Origin of the sequence: Kitasatospora albolonga (assembly GCF_039535905.1) — a bacterium.
GTDB classification, from domain to species: Bacteria; Actinomycetota; Actinomycetes; order Streptomycetales; family Streptomycetaceae; genus Kitasatospora; species Kitasatospora albolonga.
Window position 1 is genome coordinate 1 of sequence record NZ_BAAAYB010000113.1, and the last position, 15,398, is coordinate 15,398.

At 75.0% G+C, this 15,398-nt stretch carries 11 protein-coding genes and 2 pseudogenes; 4 read left to right on the forward strand and 9 right to left on the reverse strand.

Features of this window, described 5'->3' with window-relative positions:
- The 6 genes from ABD946_RS28070 to ABD946_RS28095 all read right to left on the reverse strand — a co-directional run.
- A partial coding sequence (locus ABD946_RS28070) for a DUF5682 family protein (RefSeq protein WP_425558717.1) occupies positions 1–848 on the reverse strand: 848 nt, incomplete at its 3' end.
- Complete coding sequence (locus tag ABD946_RS28075) at positions 845–2,008, reverse strand: ATP-binding protein (RefSeq protein WP_345288200.1); 1,164 nt, start codon at positions 2,006–2,008, stop codon at positions 845–847. The genes ABD946_RS28075 and ABD946_RS28070, both read right to left, overlap by 4 nt.
- Positions 2,009–2,081: 73 nt before the next feature.
- Positions 2,082–2,213, reverse strand: coding sequence for a hypothetical protein (locus ABD946_RS28080; RefSeq protein ID WP_345288202.1), 132 nt, complete (start codon positions 2,211–2,213; stop codon positions 2,082–2,084).
- 771 nt (positions 2,214–2,984) lie between these two features.
- Positions 2,985–3,176 carry a hypothetical protein gene (locus ABD946_RS28085; RefSeq protein WP_345288204.1) on the reverse strand — a complete coding sequence of 64 codons (192 nt, stop codon included), beginning with the start codon at positions 3,174–3,176 and terminating at the stop codon, positions 2,985–2,987.
- Positions 3,177–3,413: 237 nt separating this feature from the next.
- Positions 3,414–7,073, reverse strand: a complete 3,660-nt coding sequence (locus ABD946_RS28090; RefSeq protein ID WP_345288206.1) for a DNA-binding protein — start codon at positions 7,071–7,073, stop codon at positions 3,414–3,416.
- Complete coding sequence (locus tag ABD946_RS28095) at positions 7,070–7,939, reverse strand: DUF4132 domain-containing protein (protein WP_345288208.1); 870 nt, start codon at positions 7,937–7,939, stop codon at positions 7,070–7,072. Before ABD946_RS28095 ends, ABD946_RS28090 begins: the two co-directional genes overlap by 4 nt.
- 582 nt (positions 7,940–8,521) lie before the next feature.
- Between ABD946_RS28095 and ABD946_RS28100 the strand changes: the two genes are divergently transcribed.
- Positions 8,522–10,342 (forward strand): glycoside hydrolase family 18 chitinase, encoded by a 1,821-nt coding sequence (locus tag ABD946_RS28100; RefSeq protein ID WP_345288217.1) that lies wholly within the window; start codon positions 8,522–8,524, stop codon positions 10,340–10,342.
- Positions 10,343–10,415: 73 nt separating this feature from the next.
- On the opposite strand, the gene ABD946_RS28105 is transcribed toward ABD946_RS28100, so the two are convergent.
- Complete coding sequence (locus ABD946_RS28105; RefSeq protein ID WP_345288210.1) at positions 10,416–11,105, reverse strand: DUF6193 family natural product biosynthesis protein; 690 nt, start codon at positions 11,103–11,105, stop codon at positions 10,416–10,418.
- A gap of 199 nt (positions 11,106–11,304) precedes the next feature.
- A complete protein-coding gene (locus ABD946_RS28110; protein ID WP_345288212.1) occupies positions 11,305–12,522 on the reverse strand; it encodes an erythromycin esterase family protein in 1,218 nt (405 codons plus the stop codon).
- Positions 12,523–12,705: 183 nt separating this feature from the next.
- Here ABD946_RS28110 and ABD946_RS28115 point away from each other — a divergent pair, with 183 nt between their 5' ends.
- The 3 genes and pseudogenes from ABD946_RS28115 to ABD946_RS28125 all read left to right on the forward strand — a co-directional run bounded on the left by ABD946_RS28115 (position 12,706) and on the right by ABD946_RS28125 (position 15,101).
- Positions 12,706–13,452: a PIG-L deacetylase family protein gene (locus tag ABD946_RS28115; RefSeq protein WP_345288214.1), complete on the forward strand. Its 747-nt coding sequence runs from the start codon at positions 12,706–12,708 to the stop codon at positions 13,450–13,452.
- Positions 13,453–13,554: 102 nt separating this feature from the next.
- Positions 13,555–13,929 (forward strand): annotated as a pseudogene (locus ABD946_RS28120) (AMP-binding protein); the annotation flags it as partial.
- Between the two features lie 110 nt (positions 13,930–14,039).
- Positions 14,040–15,101 (forward strand): AMP-binding protein, encoded by a 1,062-nt coding sequence (locus ABD946_RS28125; RefSeq protein ID WP_345288215.1) that lies wholly within the window; start codon positions 14,040–14,042, stop codon positions 15,099–15,101.
- A 76-nt stretch (positions 15,102–15,177) separates the two neighbouring features.
- Here the strand turns inward: ABD946_RS28125 and ABD946_RS28130 are convergent.
- Positions 15,178–15,398 (reverse strand): annotated as a pseudogene (locus ABD946_RS28130) (hypothetical protein); the annotation flags it as partial.

A 15,398-nucleotide genomic window follows, 5' to 3' on the forward strand; every position in this document is an offset into this window, starting at 1 on the left:
CCCGCCTGCGCGGCACGGAAGGCCGAAGGGGTGAGCGCGGCGGCGTGGAAGGAGCCGACCAGGACGGCGACCCGGCGGCCGCCCTCGGCGGCGGCCGCGACGACCCGGCGCATGTGGGCCTCGCGGGCGAGGTCCACGGCGGGGACGCCGCCGCGTTCGGCGGAGTCCTGGCGCAGCGCCCAGCCGACGGCCAGGGCGGCGCGGCGGACGGCCTCGGGCGTGCTGCCGGGGGCCCTGACCTCGACGGTGCGGTCCCACAGGTCGTCACCGGCCCGGCCGGTGTTCCCGGCGACGAGGCCGTCGGCCCAGGACGGCCCTGGGCGTTCGGCCTCGGCCTCGGACGGCCCGGAGGCGGACCAGCTGGCATCGCCCAACGGCAGGTCGCAGCAGCGTACTTCGACCCCGTTGTGGTGTGCCCAGCGGATCGCGGCCAGCTCGGGGGAGAAGTCCGCGAACGGGTAGAACCCGAGCCGCCCGTCCGCTCCGGCACCGGCCAGCGCCACGGGGGCGACGGTGCCGGGGTCGGCCAGGTGCGGCAGCCAGCGGTCGAAGTCGGCGGGCAGCTCCACGCAGAGCACCTGCGGTGCGGCCGCCGCCAGCAGCTCGGGCAGGACGGCGGCCAGCGCCGGGCTGTGGTGCCGCACCCCGATCAGGAGCGGCCCGTCGCCGTCGGCCAGTTCGGCCATCGCCGCCCGCGGGTCGGCTGCCGCGGCGCCGCTGCCCGGGCCTGCGGCGGTGGAGGTCGGGGCGGGAGTGGTGGCCGCGCCGCGCAGGGCGGCGTCGGCACGGCCGCCGGCCGCGCCCGGGTGCGCCGGGGCCCCGGGGGCGGAGGTCTGAGGCGTCGTCACCGGAGGTTCTCCCGCAGGTCCCAGAGGCGGCGCCACAGGGCCGAGCCGTCCTCGGCGCGGCGGCGGACGGGGCCGTCCCAGTAGCCGAGGAGGCGCGCGTGGTCGGCGGGGTCGTCCTTGCGGACGGCGCCCAGGAGGTGACCGGGCATCAGGTCGAGGGCGTCGGCGGAGGTGCCGGGGAGGTAGGCGCGGGCCAGGCCGAGGGAGGAGGCGACCTGGACGGCCTCGGCGGTGGACATCACGGTGCCGGGGCGCTCCACGTCCCAGCCCTCGGCGGAGCGGCCGCTGCGCAGGTCGCGGAAGACCGTCACCAGGGCGTCCAGCACCGCGTCGTCCACGCCGAAGGCGGCCCCGGCCCGCTCGACGGCGGAGCCCGCGCGCTCCCGCACCAGGGCGGTCTCGGCGGCCGCGTCCGCGATGGGCTCCACGGTCTCGAAGTTGAAGCGGCGCTTGAGCGCGGCCGACATCTCCGAGACGCCCCGGTCCCGCAGGTTGGCGGTGGCGATCACGGTGAAGCCGGGCGCGGCCGGCACGGTGGCGTCCGGCGTTCCGGCCAGCTCGGGGACGGAGACCCGCCGGTCGGAGAGGATCGAGACCAGCGCGTCCTGGACCTCGGGGAGGCAGCGCGTGACCTCCTCGATCCGGGCGACCTTCCCGCTGCGCATCGCGGTCAGCACCGGCGAGGCGACCAGCGCCTGCGGGGTGGGTCCCTGGGCCAGCAGCAGCGCGTAGTTCCAGCCGTAGCGGAAGGCGTCCTCGGTGGTGCCGGCGGTGCCCTGGACGGTCAGCTCGCTGGTGCCGCTGACGGCGGCGGAGAGCAGCTCGGAGAGCATCGACTTGGCGGTGCCGGGCTCGCCGACCAGCAGCAGTCCGCGCTCCCCGGCCAGGGTGACCACGCAGCGCTCGACCAGCGCGCGGTCGCCGACGAACTTGCGGCTGACGGTCAGCGAGGCGGGCAGCTTCGTGCCCTTGCGGCGGGCGGGGGCGAGGGTCAGCGCGCCGTCGCTGCCGCAGACGAAGGTGACGACGGCGCTCGGGGTGAGCGCCCAGCCGGGCGGGCGCGGGCCGCTGTCGTGGGCGGCCAGGAAGGCCAGCTCCTCGGCGTGCTTCTCCTCGGCGGGGAGGACCTGCCGGGCGGGCTGTTCGGTGACGGTGGTCATCAGGGGTTCCTCGGTGATGGGGGCCGGGGTGCGGCGGGGGCCGCACCCCGGCGGGAAGGGGTGTGACGGAGGGTCAGCGGCGCCGGCCGGCGCGCTTCACCTTGAGCTCCTCGAAGCGCGGCAGGTCGCCGTCCTGGATCCGCCGCCAGGCCCGGCGGTAGAGCTCGACGGCCGGTGCGGACGGCACCAGGGTGCCGAGCGGCACGTCCTCCTCGGCGAGCTCGCCGAGCAGCGGGAGCTTTCAGGTCGTCAGCGGCAACGTACGGGACTGCGCCGCTCGTCCAGGCGCCGGGCAGGAGAGCGAGCGGGCCGCCCTGTCCGGTGGCCGTCACCACCAGATCGTGGCGGCGAGCTTCCGCCCGCGCCGTCCTTCATGCCGGGCCGGGGCGCGCGTCATGCGGGCGGTGTTCTTGTCCGTCGGATCGGGCATGGGCGAGCGCATCGGATAAGAGCAAACCGCCGCGTCCCTCTGCCGTGCCCGTGCGGATCGGGCATGGCGAGCGGCATCGTCGGCCACGCGCGTCTCGCCGAGCCGTGGCGGCCCGGACCTCGGCCACCAGCTCGGCACGGAACGGGACGGGCCTGCGGCCACCAGGGTGCCGTCTCGCACCCGCCTCGCCGGCCGCCGGGGCGCCTGGTCGGGCACCAGCAGCGCGGCGAAGTCGCGGACGCGCGCCAGCCGCAGCGCCACCTCGGCGGCGAAGGCTTGCCGTCGCCGCGCAGCACCGGCAGTACGGGTGACCTGCCGGCCGCGCGTCCAGCAGCGCCGTGTCGGATCCCCGGCGCGGGCTGGCTGTCGGGTCGCCATGATGACCGCGCCGTAGCGCTCGTAGCCCTCCGGCCGACCTCGGTCGGCGCGCGCGCCGACTCTGAAGTCCGGCAGGCTGACGTACCGTCCGAGTCCAGGATTCAGCCCAGGCGGGCCAGCCGGGCCCGGACGGCGGCCAGTGCGGCCGGCAGCGCGGCGCGCAGCGGGTCACCGGCGGGCAGCGGTGGCCAGCCAGGCCGCGGCGGCCAGCGCGCCGGTCAGCACGTTGGCGGTGAAGCCGGCCGCACCGCCTCGACCGGCAGCGCAGCGTCGCCGCGCACCGTCCGCCCAGTCCTTCGTCAACAAATCCTCGGCCGCGTGCGGCTCCAGCACCGCCGCGATCGCCTGTTGGCCGCCCACGGGGCCCGCAGGCCCTTGCGCGCGTCGGCCAGCAGTGCCTCGGGCACCGCCAGCCGGCGGCGAGCGCTGCACCCAGACCGCCGCGACGGCCTCGACGTCCGTGGCCGCCCATCCAGAGCGTGCCGGGTCGGCCGGCAGCAGGGCGGCCGATCGGGTGCTGACGGGTCGCTCGTCGCGCACCAGGCCCGCAGCTCGTCCCGGGCCACGTGCGGCCTCGGCCACCTTCAGCGAGCAGGGTCACGGGCCTCCGTCCAGGAAGTTCGCGTCGTGCGAGTCCACCTGGGGCAGCCCGGCCACCACCAGGGCGGCCAGGGTCGGGGTGACGCCGGTCAGTTCGGCGAACCGCTCGGCCGTCTCCGGCCGCCAGGGCGCCGGGCCGCGCTCGGCCGCCAGGGCGAGGACGGCCGCCACCGTGCCCACCGGGCCGCCGGTGCCGACCGCGCCGATCGAGCGGACCTCGTACGGCGCGGGCACCTCGAAGCGCTGCGCCGGGTCGTGGAACAGCACGGTGGACAGGGTCGACCCGTCCGTCCGCTGGGTGCTGTCGGCGAACAGCAGGAAGGCCCCGCCGCCGAGCGCCAGCAGCGCGTCGCCGGTGCCGCTGCGGTGACTCCCGTCGGAGTCCAGCAGCTGACTGCCCGCCAGCTCCAGCACGGCCTTGCGCCACTGCGGCGCCGTGCCGGTCAGGCCCAGCCCCGCCAACTGCCCGGCGAACCAGGCGGCCGCCTCCCGCTGCTCGGCGTTCGGTGCCGTGGCGGCCCGCACCGCGGCGGCCTCGGCGAGCTCCGGCAGCCGCAGCCAGTCCACCGACTCGTACGGCGCCTCCGCGGCGTCCACGTGCAGGGTGCCGGCGGGCCGCGCGGGCGACTCCGGGAGGGCGGCCGCGGTCAGGAAGGCGAACTGGCCCGCCACGTAGTGGGTGGCGTTCCGGCCCCACCAGCGGGAGAGCAGGCCGGTGCCGCTGAGCGCCCTCGAGAGGAGCTCGTCGGCCGGGCCGCTCGGCGCGGCCTCGGCCGCGCCGCCGCCGTCCAGCTGCTCGGTGAGCCGCACCGCCACCTGGTCCAGCACCGCCTGCTGACGGGCCGCGTAGCGCAGCACGCCGGCCAGGCCGGAGCGCAGGGCGTGGTGCGTCACCTGGGGCAGCACCACGGCCAGCGCGGCCGTGAGGTCACCCGGCCGGTCACCGTCGGCCGCCACCGCCACCTTGAGGAGCGAGGAGGCGGTGGCCCGGTCCATCGCGCGCAGCGCGAGCGAGCCCGCCTCGTCGCGCGGGCGCAGGTGGTGCCAGAACCGCATGGGCGGCAGCAGCGGCGTGCCCTCGGCGAACTCGCCCGGCAGGTCGTCGGTGCGCAGCTCGGCCAGCAGGAGGCCGTCCTCGCGGCGGAGCTGGGCCCGGTAGCTGCTGCGGGTCACCGCGACGGGCCGCTCGGCCCCCGGGAAGACCACCAGCGCGTCGGGCGCCTCGGCGTCCTCGGGCAGGAAGACCTGACGGCCCGCCACGTCCTCGCCCCGGAACCGGCCGTCCGCCAGCTTGACGGTGCGCCAGCCGACCAGACCGCCCGCCGGGCCGCCGGCCGGGCCCGCGACGGCGTCCGGGTCCGGCAGCAGCCAGCCGCCCACCCGGCGGCTGCCGGCCGGGTCGTCCTTGGCCGCGTCGGCCAGGAAGGCGGGCAGCGAGGCCCGGCCGGTCGTGTTGGTCGCGGGGTCGTACTCCAGCCAGGTGTACGGGTCGGTGCCGCCCGGGTCGGCCCAGACCCAGCAGGAGGTGCCGTCGGAGATGACCGCCCGGTCGCCCGGCAGGGCGGTGTCGCCGACCTGCACCACGCCCAGCCCGGTGGTGAACCCGCCGCCGGCCATCGGCAGTCCGTGGCTGCGCAGGGTGCCCAGGTAGGTGGTCCGCATGCCGCGCACCTCGGTGCGCTCGGCGAAGGTGAAGACCCGGTCGGCGGCGGTGTGCCAGTAGCCGGTGGGCTGGTGGTTGTTGGCGCGCGACTCCCACTGCACCAGCAGCGACCCGTCGGTGTAGAGGTAGCCCCGGTCCCGGTGGTTGGTGTCGCCGGCCGGGATCCGCAGGTCGTGGACCAGCACGGCGTCGTCCGCGCCCAGCACCCGGGCCTGGGAGGGGCCGGCCGCGATCAGGTACGGCCAGGCGTCGGCGACGATGATCTCGTCGACGTCCTTGCGCGGCACCAGTTCGGAGGTGGCCGAGTCCCAGGCGTCCCAGCCCAGTTCGTCCATCAGACCGGCCCGCAGCGCCTCCGCCACGATCTCCCCGAGGTCGAAGGCGGCGGCCGCCCGGACCTCCTCCTCGGCCAGCGCCAGCACCTCGCCCGGCAGCCAGCTGAGCCGGGACAGCGCGTTCGGCAGCCCGGGCAGCCCGGCGGTCGCCGAGGCCTTCGCCACCGCGGCCGTCCACTCGGCCAGCAGCGGTCGGCCGCCGGGGGAGGCGGCCAGCACCGAGAGGGCGATCCGGCCCTCGCGGTCGTCCGAGATCCGGTTCAACCCTCGGTGGAACGCCGGGTGGAACCGCTCGTCGGCGGCCAGGGCCAGCAGGTCGCGCCGGCCCTCCTCCTGCTGCGCCCAGGCCTCCAGGAACAGCGTGGTGTTCTCCTTCGGCTCCTCCAACGGGAGCTCCAGGGAGAGGAGTTGGTCCACCAGGTCGACGTCGGACGGGAGCAGCGGCAGCGCCTCCCCGGTGCTCGCCAGCTCGGCCCGCAGCACCTCGGCGATCCGCTCCGTCAGCGGGTGGAGCGCGGGGATCCGGGCCACCTGGTACCAGCCCCGGTCCCGCCACTTGGTGAACCGGCGGAACCAGCCCGCGCTCCCGTCGGCCGGGCGCTGCGCCTCGGGCAGCGAGACGTCGACCAGGCCCGCGTCCGCGCCCGACTCGGAGAGGACCTCCACCCACAGGCCCGGGAGTTCGTAGTCGTCGCCGGTCGGCATCAGGTTCAGCAGCCGGCCGCGGACCGCCGCGTCGCGCCGGGCCAGCGCGATCAGCGCGCTCCGGTGCCCCTTCCACCAGCCGCCCGCCGCCCGCAGGGTGGCCGGCAGCTCCAGCAGCTCGGCCAGGTACGCGCCCTCGGCGTCGTCCGGGTCCAGGCCCGCGGCCTTGGCCAGGCGGCGCAGGTCGGTCGCCATCTGCGCGGAGGGCTGCAGGCCGCCCGCCGTCCGCCGCACGCACAGCTCGCGGAAGCGGGTGAAGGCCTCCTCGGCGGGCACCCGGGCGGACAGCTCCTTGCCGTACCCGGAGAGCACCTTGACGGGCAGGGCACCCGCCAGCGCGAACTCCAGGAAGACCGCGTCCAGGCGCTCCTCGTCCAGGGCCAGGCCGTGCTGCGCCTCGGCGCGGCGGGCCTTGGTGAACATCTGCGAGGCGTAGGTGGCGTTCTCCACCCCGAGGAAGACCCGGCCGGCCTGCTCGTAGAAGGTGGGCAGGAAGTGCGGCACGGCGGCGGCCAGGCGCCCGGCCAGCTCCTGGTAGGCGTCCAGCGCGGCCTTCGGCTTGGACTTCGCCTGCCGGGCGATCCTCTCCAACTCCGGCATCACGCCGAGCGCGTGGTGCCCGTCCTCCGGGTGGTGGGCGAGCACCCACTCCGGGAAGCCGAGCGCCTGGCGCAGGCCGAGGCCGACCTCGGCGGGCTCGCCCTGCGGCTCCAGGCCGAGGTAGCCGCCCGCCAGGTCCTCGGCGGCGCCCAGCTCGGCGGCCACCAGGCGGACCACGACCCGGCCCTCGACGGCGGGGTGGTGGTAGGTGCGCGCGGTCAGCGGGACCGCCCGTCGGCCCGCCCCCTCGGTGCCGGGCGGGAGCACCGCACCGGCCAGCAGCAGCTCCTCGGCCTGAGCCTGCGTCAGCACCGTGTCCATGGCCGAGCCGTCCTCCGTGATGGTCCCGCTCATGCGTCCTCCCCCTCCTGCTGCACGGAGCGCCCGGCGTACAGCGCCGCGGCCATCCGCATCCCCTCCGACCACGCAACCGCGCCGACCTCGCCCAGCGGCAGCGCCCGGCCGTCCTCCCCGTGCCAGCTCAGCCCGCCGGTCTCCGAGTCGCCGTCCCAGTAGGGCTCGCCGATCCAGACGTTGGCCTCCAGGGTGCGCAGCCCGTCCCGGATCCGGGCGGAGGCGTAGCCGCCGGTCACCTTGTAGCCGAGCGCGGTGGCGCGGGCGGCCAGGCCGAAGCGGGACGGGTAGCGGCCGCCCGCGAAGTCCCTGACCTCGGTGGTGTTCTCGGCGAACTCGGCCGGGCGCTCCCAGGTGGCCCGGTGGATCTGCTCCACGCCCTGCACGACGCCGAGCTCGGCGGCGAACTCGCGCAGGTCCTCCAGGTCCGGCAGCTGCACCGGGTGGGGGAAGGTGACGGTGGCGGGGGAGATCCGGACGGTCTCGCCGTCCAGGTCCACCAGCCGCAGTTCGCCCTCGGGGGTGACGTCGCGGAGCAGGCCGACCTCGGTTTCGTCGGCGCCGACCACCACCAGGTCGCGCAGCGCCGCCTGCCAGGCGGAGTCCGGCCAGACCCGGGCCAGCAGGCCGGTCGGGACCGGGAGGGAGGAGACCATCCAGGCGTCCGCCTGCGCCACGCAGGACGCGGCGTGCCGATCCAGCCATTCGGCGAAGCGGCGCAGCTTCTCCGTCTCGGGATGCTCGCGGACCGCCTTCGGCAGGGTTTTCAGCTCCCGCCCCGCCGCGCGTCCGGACGTCGAACGTGCCGTCACCTTGCCCTCCACCAGGGATATCTCGTACCCCTCGCCAGCTGCCAGCCAGCCCATGCGCTCCACACCTCGATCTCGTGCCACGTACGTGTCAAGTCGTCGAAAACCACCGCGAAGACGGAGGGAGTCGGACACTCCGTGCGGTGTTGCGGCAAAGCTAGCGGCTCGGACGGACAGTCCGCTCCCCAGGGGTCCGGCCGGGGCCCTCGGGCCGAGGGGTCGTCAGGGCGCGGGAATGCCGGGCCGGTTCGCATTCATCCGGTGCCGGGCCGTGCTGGCGGGCGATGCACCGGAATTCCCACGGGCCCGCTGAGCAGTCACGACGCCGGCCGGGAAACGGATCTTCCGGTGATATCCGCCCCCTCCTCTGCATTCCGTCCCCCCGGCCGGAACGGTGCCGGAATTCCGGAACGGACCCGGGGAGGGCCGGTGCTGGTGGGCCGCCAGGGCCCGCGGGGAGGCGGCGGAGCACGGCAAAGCGAGAGTAAAGGCCAAGTGGTCTGGACCTATTGACGAGTTGGTACGGACCTTTCTAAGGTCGGCGGAGCAGCCGCGACGGCCGTGCGGCTCGCTCGGACTCCCCACCTCCTTTCGTCCGTTCCCCCACGTCGAGGAGCCCCGTTGAGCACTCGAACCACCATGCCCAGGAGCAGGTTCAGAGCGGCAGCAGCCGGCCTGACCGCACTCGTGCTTCCGCTGGCCGCCGTCGTCGGTCTGTCCACCCCGGCCCAGGCGGCGACCTCCGCCACCGCCACCTTCACCAAGGGCTCCGACTGGGGCAGCGGCTTCGGCGGCTCGTGGACCATCAAGAACACCGGCACCACCACGCTCACCTCCTGGACCGTCGAGTGGGACTTCCCCGCCGGCACCAGCGTCGGCTCCGCCTGGGACGCCACCGTCACCAACACCGGCACCCACTGGACCGCCAAGGACAAGGGCTGGAACGGCACCCTGGCCCCCGGCGCCACCGCCACCTTCGGCTTCAACGGCGTCGGCCCCGGCAACCCCAGCGGCTGCAAGCTCAACGGCGGCTCCTGCGACGGCACCGACAACCCGGGCGGCAACAAGGCGCCCTCGGCCCCCGGCACCCCGACCGGCTCCGACATCCTGGAGACCTCGCTCAAGGTCACCTGGGGCGCCGCCACCGACGACGCCGGGGTCAAGAACTACGACCTCTTCCGGGACGGCGTGAAGATCGCCACCGTCGCCGGACTCACCTACGCCGACAGCGGCCTGACGGCCGGTACGACGTACAACTACACCGTCGTCGCCCGCGACACCGAGGACCTGACCGGCCCGGCCAGCGCGGCCGGCCCGATCAAGACCGCCGGCACCGTGATCGACCCGGGCGACAAGATCAAGCTCGGCTACTTCACCAACTGGGGCGTCTACGGCCGCAACTACCACGTGAAGAACCTGGTGACCTCCGGCTCCGCCGCCAAGATCACCCACATCAACTACGCCTTCGGCAACGTCCAGGGCGGCAAGTGCACCATCGGCGACGCGTACGCCGACTACGACCGCGCCTACACCGCCGACCTCGCGGTGGACGGCAAGGCCGACACCTGGGACCAGCCGCTGCGCGGCAACTTCAACCAGCTGCGCAAGCTCAAGCAGCTGTACCCGCACATCAAGGTGATCTGGTCCTTCGGCGGCTGGACCTGGTCCGGCGGCTTCGGCCAGGCGATGCAGAACCCGGCCGCCTTCGCCAAGTCCTGCCACGACCTGGTCGAGGACCCGCGCTGGGCCGACGTCTTCGACGGCATCGACCTGGACTGGGAGTACCCGAACGCCTGCGGTCTGAGCTGTGACACCAGCGGCGCCGACTCCTTCAAGAAGATGATGCAGGCGATGCGCGCCGAGTTCGGCAACGACCTCATCACCGCGGCCGTCTCCGCCGACGCCTCCACCGGCGGCAACATCGACAAGGCCGACTACGCGGGCGGCGCCCAGTACATGAACTGGTTCAACGTCATGACGTACGACTTCTTCGGTGCGTGGAACGCCAAGGGCCCGACCGCCCCGCACTCCCCGCTCACCTCGTACGACGGCATCCCGAAGGCCGGCTTCAGCTCCGCCGAGGCCATCGCCAAGTACAAGTCCATCGGCGTCCCGGCGAGCAAGCTGCTCCTCGGCATCGGCTTCTACGGCCGCGGCTGGACCGGCGTCACCCAGTCCGCCCCGGGCGGCACCGCCACCGGCGCGGCGACCGGCACCTACGAGACCGGCATCGAGGACTACAAGGTCCTCAAGAACAGCTGCCCCGCCACCGGCACGGTCGCCGGCACCGCCTACGCCCACTGCGGCACCAACTGGTGGAGCTACGACACCCCCGCCACCATCAACTCCAAGATGGCCTGGACGAAGGCCCAGGGCCTGAAGGGCGCCTTCTTCTGGGAGTTCAGCGGCGACACCTCCAACGGTGAGCTGGTCTCCGCCATCAACACCGGCCTGAAGTAGGCCCTGTAACAGGCAAGCACGGCAGGCCAACAGGCGGCCCGTCGGTCCTCGCGACCGGCGGGCCGTCGGCGTCTCAGAGCATGGAGACGAGGGTGCGCCAGCCGGGGAGCCTGGCGACGGCGAAGGCGATCACCTCGGCCGGGCTGCCGACCTGGGTGAGGGTCGGACCGTTCCAGGACTCCTTGACCGTGTAGTGCGGCGTCCCGTGCGGAGCCTGGAGGGAGAGGAACGGCGGGACGTCCGGCGGGGTGTCCGGTCCGGCGGCGAAGCTCAGGGCCCAGTGGCTGGTGAAGGGGTAGAGCGCCCGCAGCTGCGGTTCGGCGTGGGCGGCCTCCACCAGGGCCAGGTACTCGGGCCAGTCGGCGTCCTTGGCCTGCTTCAGCAGCCACGCCCACTCGGCGGCGACGAGGTCCGCGGCGGTGCCGTCCACGACCTCCGGCCGTCCGCTCAGCACGTCGAACCGCGCCCTCGCCGCGAGCACGTCCAGGGGCTCGCCCGCGAGCCAGGCCTCGATCACGGGCGGGAGGTGGCCGAGCTCGTCCGTGCTGCCCGAGAGCAGCAGCCCGTTGGTCCCGAACGCCGTGACGGACCAGCGCCGTTCGAACCGGGACGCGGAGACGGCGAGCTCGGCCCGGTGCGCCAACCCGCCGGAGGCGGAGGCCTGGCAGAGCGGATCCGCCGCACTGGCCGTCAGCTCGACCACGGTGCCGGCGCCACCCGCGAGGGCCAGCAGCGCCGCCGCGAGGCTCCCGTGCGCGGCCACGTCGGGATAGAGCGTGGCCGGATTCGGCTCTGGCGGCACCGTGAGCTCCGATCATGAGGTGGGCGAGCACACCCTAGCGGCCGGGCCCGTGCACCGGAAACACGGCGAGCCGCGGCCCGGGGCGGGTGGCTCCGCCGAGGGCCGGCGGTCGTGCCGACAGGCCGCAACTCCGGGCGGCCGCACTGGCCGTGCCGTGGCGTCAGGTCCCTTGAGCCGCTGCCGGGGCGGCCGCGATCTCCCGGACGAACAGCACGGCGTCGGTCAGTGCGACGGTGGCCGGGTCGAGGGCGAAGGACGTCGGGTCAGCGGTGATCCGGGGCGGGGTGCCCGGAGGAAGGGCGGCCGCCAGCAGGGCCGGGTCGACCACGGCCCGGGCGTGCGGCTGCTCGGCGGCGAGCAGGCCCTCCAGGGTGTCCGGGGCGGCGATGTCGTGCCCGCGGGTGCCGAAGGTCGAGGCCGCGAAGGCGTAGCGGGGCCCCAGGCGCTCGGCCAGCAGCGCGCCGGTGCCCCACCAGGCCAGTTGTCCGTCGCCGAAGGGCACCACGCTCTTCTCGCGCTGGAGGTGGCGGTTGTGGGCGAAGAGCAGGGTCGGGCCCCGGTCGGCCTCGCGCTCCACCACGGCCCGGGCGTTGTCGGCCATCATCAGGTCGCGCAGGCCCATGATCGTGCTCATCCGGCCGGGCCCGTCGTCGGCCAGCGCGGAGTGGTAGCGCAGCAGCCCGCGGGCCGTGCGGGCGTACAGCCCGGCTCGCCAGAGCCGGTCCGGCGAGGTGGCGGCGGCCAGCAGGGGCGCCTCGGCAGCGAGCAGGGTGCTGAGGTCGTCGGCGGCCAGGCGCAGTCGGGCGGCTTCCGGGGTGCGGCCGACCGAGGCCGACGGATCGGTCAGCGCCGCGGGGTCGGACCATCGCTCCTCCGGGCCCAGCAGATCCACCAACTCCGCTCGGTTCCACTGCGGTTCGAGGTGCTCGGCGAGCAGGTCGTACAGCGCGAGCAGGGCTGGGCCGGGGCCCTGGGCGCCGGTGATCTCCAGAGGGGCGTCGACGCCGTGGAAGCGGAGGCGCTGCTCAGGCGGGTGCGCGGTGTTCCAGGCCCGCATCCACTGCAGGAGCTCACGGTTGGCGGTGAGCGCGCCGAAGCCGTGGCTGATGCCGTGTTCGAGTGCGTGGTCCAGGCTGCCGGTGCCGTCGGCCAGGAAGGCGTCGGCGACGGAGGCGGACAGGGCGTCGCTCTCGAGTGCGACGGAGCGGTAGCCGTGGTGCTCGACGAGGTGGCGGAAGAGGTCGTTGCGCAGGTCCAGGAAGACCTCGACGTTGTGGGTGGGCTCGCCGAGGCCGAGCAGGCGGACGTCGGGCGGGAGGAGGGCGGCGAGCGCGGCGCCGTCGAACGGCCGGGAGGCCTGGTGGATCACTGAGGTCATTCGGGCACGCTATCCGTCCGTGCCGGTACGCACCATTGGTTAAACCCACTGGTACGGCGCTTCTGACGGTCCGTCCGTCCGCGTGTGCGCGGTCGCGTTGCCCGGCCCGGTGTCGGCTGGCAGGCTTGGTGGTCCGTGGTCGTCGGGGCGCGGCGAGCCACCGTGACGGCAGGGGGAGACGTGATGCTCGAGGCGGCGGGAAGCGTTCTGGCGGTGTTCGCGCACCCGGACGACGAGTCGCTGGCGGCCGGTGGCGTGCTGGCCGAGCGGGCCGTTGCCGGGGCGCGGACGGGGGTGGTGACCGCGACCTGGGCGGCGGGCACCGGGCGCGCGGCGGAGCTGGCGGAGGCGGTCGGCATCCTGGGGGCGGGGGAGCCGCGGCTGCTCGGGTACGCGGATGCGAAGGTGGCGGAGTCGGCGCCGGGGGCGGCGCGTTGGTGCGACGTGCCGCTGGACGAGGCGGTGGGCCGGTTGGTGGCGCACATCCGGGAGTTCCGGCCGGAGGTGGTGCTCACCCACGACGCGTACGGCGGTCTCACGGGCCATCCGGACCACCGCCGGACCCACCAGGTCACCCTGCTCGCCGCCGAAGCCGCCGGCCTCGGCCTGCTCCACCCCGAGGCCGGGCCCGCCTGGCGGCCGGCCGCCGTCTACGCGGCCACCCACCCGGAGTCCGTGGCGCGGGAGTTGGGCGGGCGGCTGGTGAGGCCGGGCCGGGCGGCGTACGCGATGCCGGACGAGCTGGTGGGGGTGGCCGTGGACGTCCGGCCGTGGGTGCGGACCAAGCTCTGCGCGATCTTCGCCCACCGCAGCGAGGTCGAACGCGGCGCCCTGCCCGGCCGGTTGGCCGCGATGAGCGCCGACGAGCGGGAGGCGCTGACCGGGACCGAGTGGTACGTCCGCCACCAGGTGGGCCCGGTCGGGGGGTGACACGGCGTCAGGGGCGGCGGTGGGAAAACCCCGTACGGCGACCGGGCGCTCGTCTAGGCTGTCGATTCGGACACCAACCAACGACCGCAGGAGGAACAGGCCATGAGTGAGCCGGAGTTCGTCAGCGCGCCCGCCCTGATCCTCCGGTCCCTCACCGGTGAACCGGACCGCGTGGTGCTCACCACCGCCGACGGCGTCGGGATCACTGCGGGCGAGTACGTCGCGGCGACCCACCGGCTGGCCCACGAGCTGATCGCCCGGGGCGCCGGTCGCGGCACGACCGTGTCCCTGCTCACCGGCAACACCCCCGAGGCGCTCAGCGCCCGGCACGCGGCCGGGGTCGCGGGCGCGCGGGTGGTCAACCTCTACGACGGCATGAGCGCCGAGGTGCTGGCCGAGATCGTCACCAGCGTCGACACCGCCGTCCTCCTGGTGGACGCCGAACGGTACGCGGACGCACCGGAGTTGCTCGCCCTGGTCGACGTGCCGACCGTCCTGTCCCTGGGTCCGGCCCCGAAGGCGGAGGGGGAGGCGATCGGCGAGGACGTGATCGCGGCCGCCGCCGGCCGGCCCGACGGGCCCCGGCGGTGGCGGTCGGCCCGGACGACCACCTGGGCATCCGGCACACCGGCGGCACCACCGGCGTCCCCAAGGGCATCCTCAGCCTGCACGGCCCCTACCGCCGGGCCTTCGACGTCCCGTTCGGCCCCGCCGACGGGCGCCGCCCGCGCTTCCTGGCCGCCACCTCGCTCGCCCACCTCGCCGGTGTGCTCAGCGATCTGACGCTCCACCACGGCGGCGAGGTGATCCTCCAGCGCTCCTTCGACCCCGGTGAGGTCCTGGCCGCCGTCGAACGCGAGCGCATCACCGACCTCTGGGTCCTGCCCCCGCTGCTCCACCGCCTGCTGGACCATCCCGCGATCGGCCGCACCGACCTCTCCAGCCTGCACCGCGTCAGCTACGGCGGCAGCGTCGCCTCACCGACCCGCGTGCGCGAGGCCATCGGGGTGTTCGGGCCGATCCTGACCAGCGGCTACGGGATGTCGGAGGCGATGAACATCGCCGTCCTCGAGGCCCACGACCACGACCGGGTCGGCCCCGACGGCCGGATCCCGGTCGGGCGCCCGCTGCCGGGGGTGCAGGTGGTGGTCCGCGACGAGGCCGGCACCGAGCTGCCGGCCGGGGCGGTCGGCGAGATCCACGTGCGCTCCTACGGCCTGATGGCCGGGTACTGGAAGCGGCCCGACCTCACCGCCCAGGTGCTGCGCGACGGTTGGCTGCACACCGGTGACATCGGCTACCTCGACCAGGACGGCTACCTCTACCTGACCGACCGCCAGTCGGACAAGATCATCGTGGTCGGCGGCCACGTCCACCCGTCCGAGGTCGAGGACCTGCTGCTCACCCACCCTGCCGTCGCCCAGGTCGCGGTGCTCGGCGTCCGCGACGCCCACCAGGCCGAACACGTCCACGCCGTGGTCGTCGCAGCCCCGGGCCGGCAGCCCGAACTCGAGGAGCTCCGTACCTACGTCACCACCCACAAGGGCCGCATCTACGCCCCGGAGGCCCTCCACCTGGTCCCCGAACTCCCGCTCACCCCGGTCGGCAAGCCCGACAAGAAGCGCCTGCGCGCCCTCCTCGCCGACTGACCACCGGCCCCACGGCCGGGACCGTGCCCGCGCACCGCCGTGGGGGCGCCGGACTGCCCCCCCGCACCAGTGGTGTTCATCCGTCGGGACGGGCCCGGTCGAGGCGCCGGGCCGCGGCCTGGCGGACCTCCGGGGTCTCCAACGGGTCGTCACGGAGCTGTTCCAGGCGCTCCCGTACGCCCGGCCGGTCCGGCGCACCGGCGACGGCGAGCAGGCGGGCGTCGGCCTCGCAGTCCCAGAGCGACTCGGTGCAGGCCTCCTCCAGTCCCTCGGGGTCGATCGCGGCCAGGGCCCGCA

What these genes read in the sequence shown, in the direction of transcription:
- ABD946_RS28075 (WP_345288200.1), bottom strand. Translation starts at nt 2,008, where the DNA reads ATGACCACCGTCACCGAACAGCCCGCCCGGCAGGTCCTCCCCGCCGAG.
- ABD946_RS28090 (WP_345288206.1), bottom strand. Translation starts at nt 7,073, where the DNA reads ATGAGCGGGACCATCACGGAGGACGGCTCGGCCATGGACACGGTGCTG.
- ABD946_RS28095 (WP_345288208.1), bottom strand. Translation starts at nt 7,939, where the DNA reads ATGGGCTGGCTGGCAGCTGGCGAGGGGTACGAGATATCCCTGGTGGAG.
- ABD946_RS28100 (WP_345288217.1), top strand. Translation starts at nt 8,522, where the DNA reads ATGCCCAGGAGCAGGTTCAGAGCGGCAGCAGCCGGCCTGACCGCACTC.
- ABD946_RS28110 (WP_345288212.1), bottom strand. Translation starts at nt 12,522, where the DNA reads ATGACCTCAGTGATCCACCAGGCCTCCCGGCCGTTCGACGGCGCCGCG.
- ABD946_RS28115 (WP_345288214.1), top strand. Translation starts at nt 12,706, where the DNA reads ATGCTCGAGGCGGCGGGAAGCGTTCTGGCGGTGTTCGCGCACCCGGAC.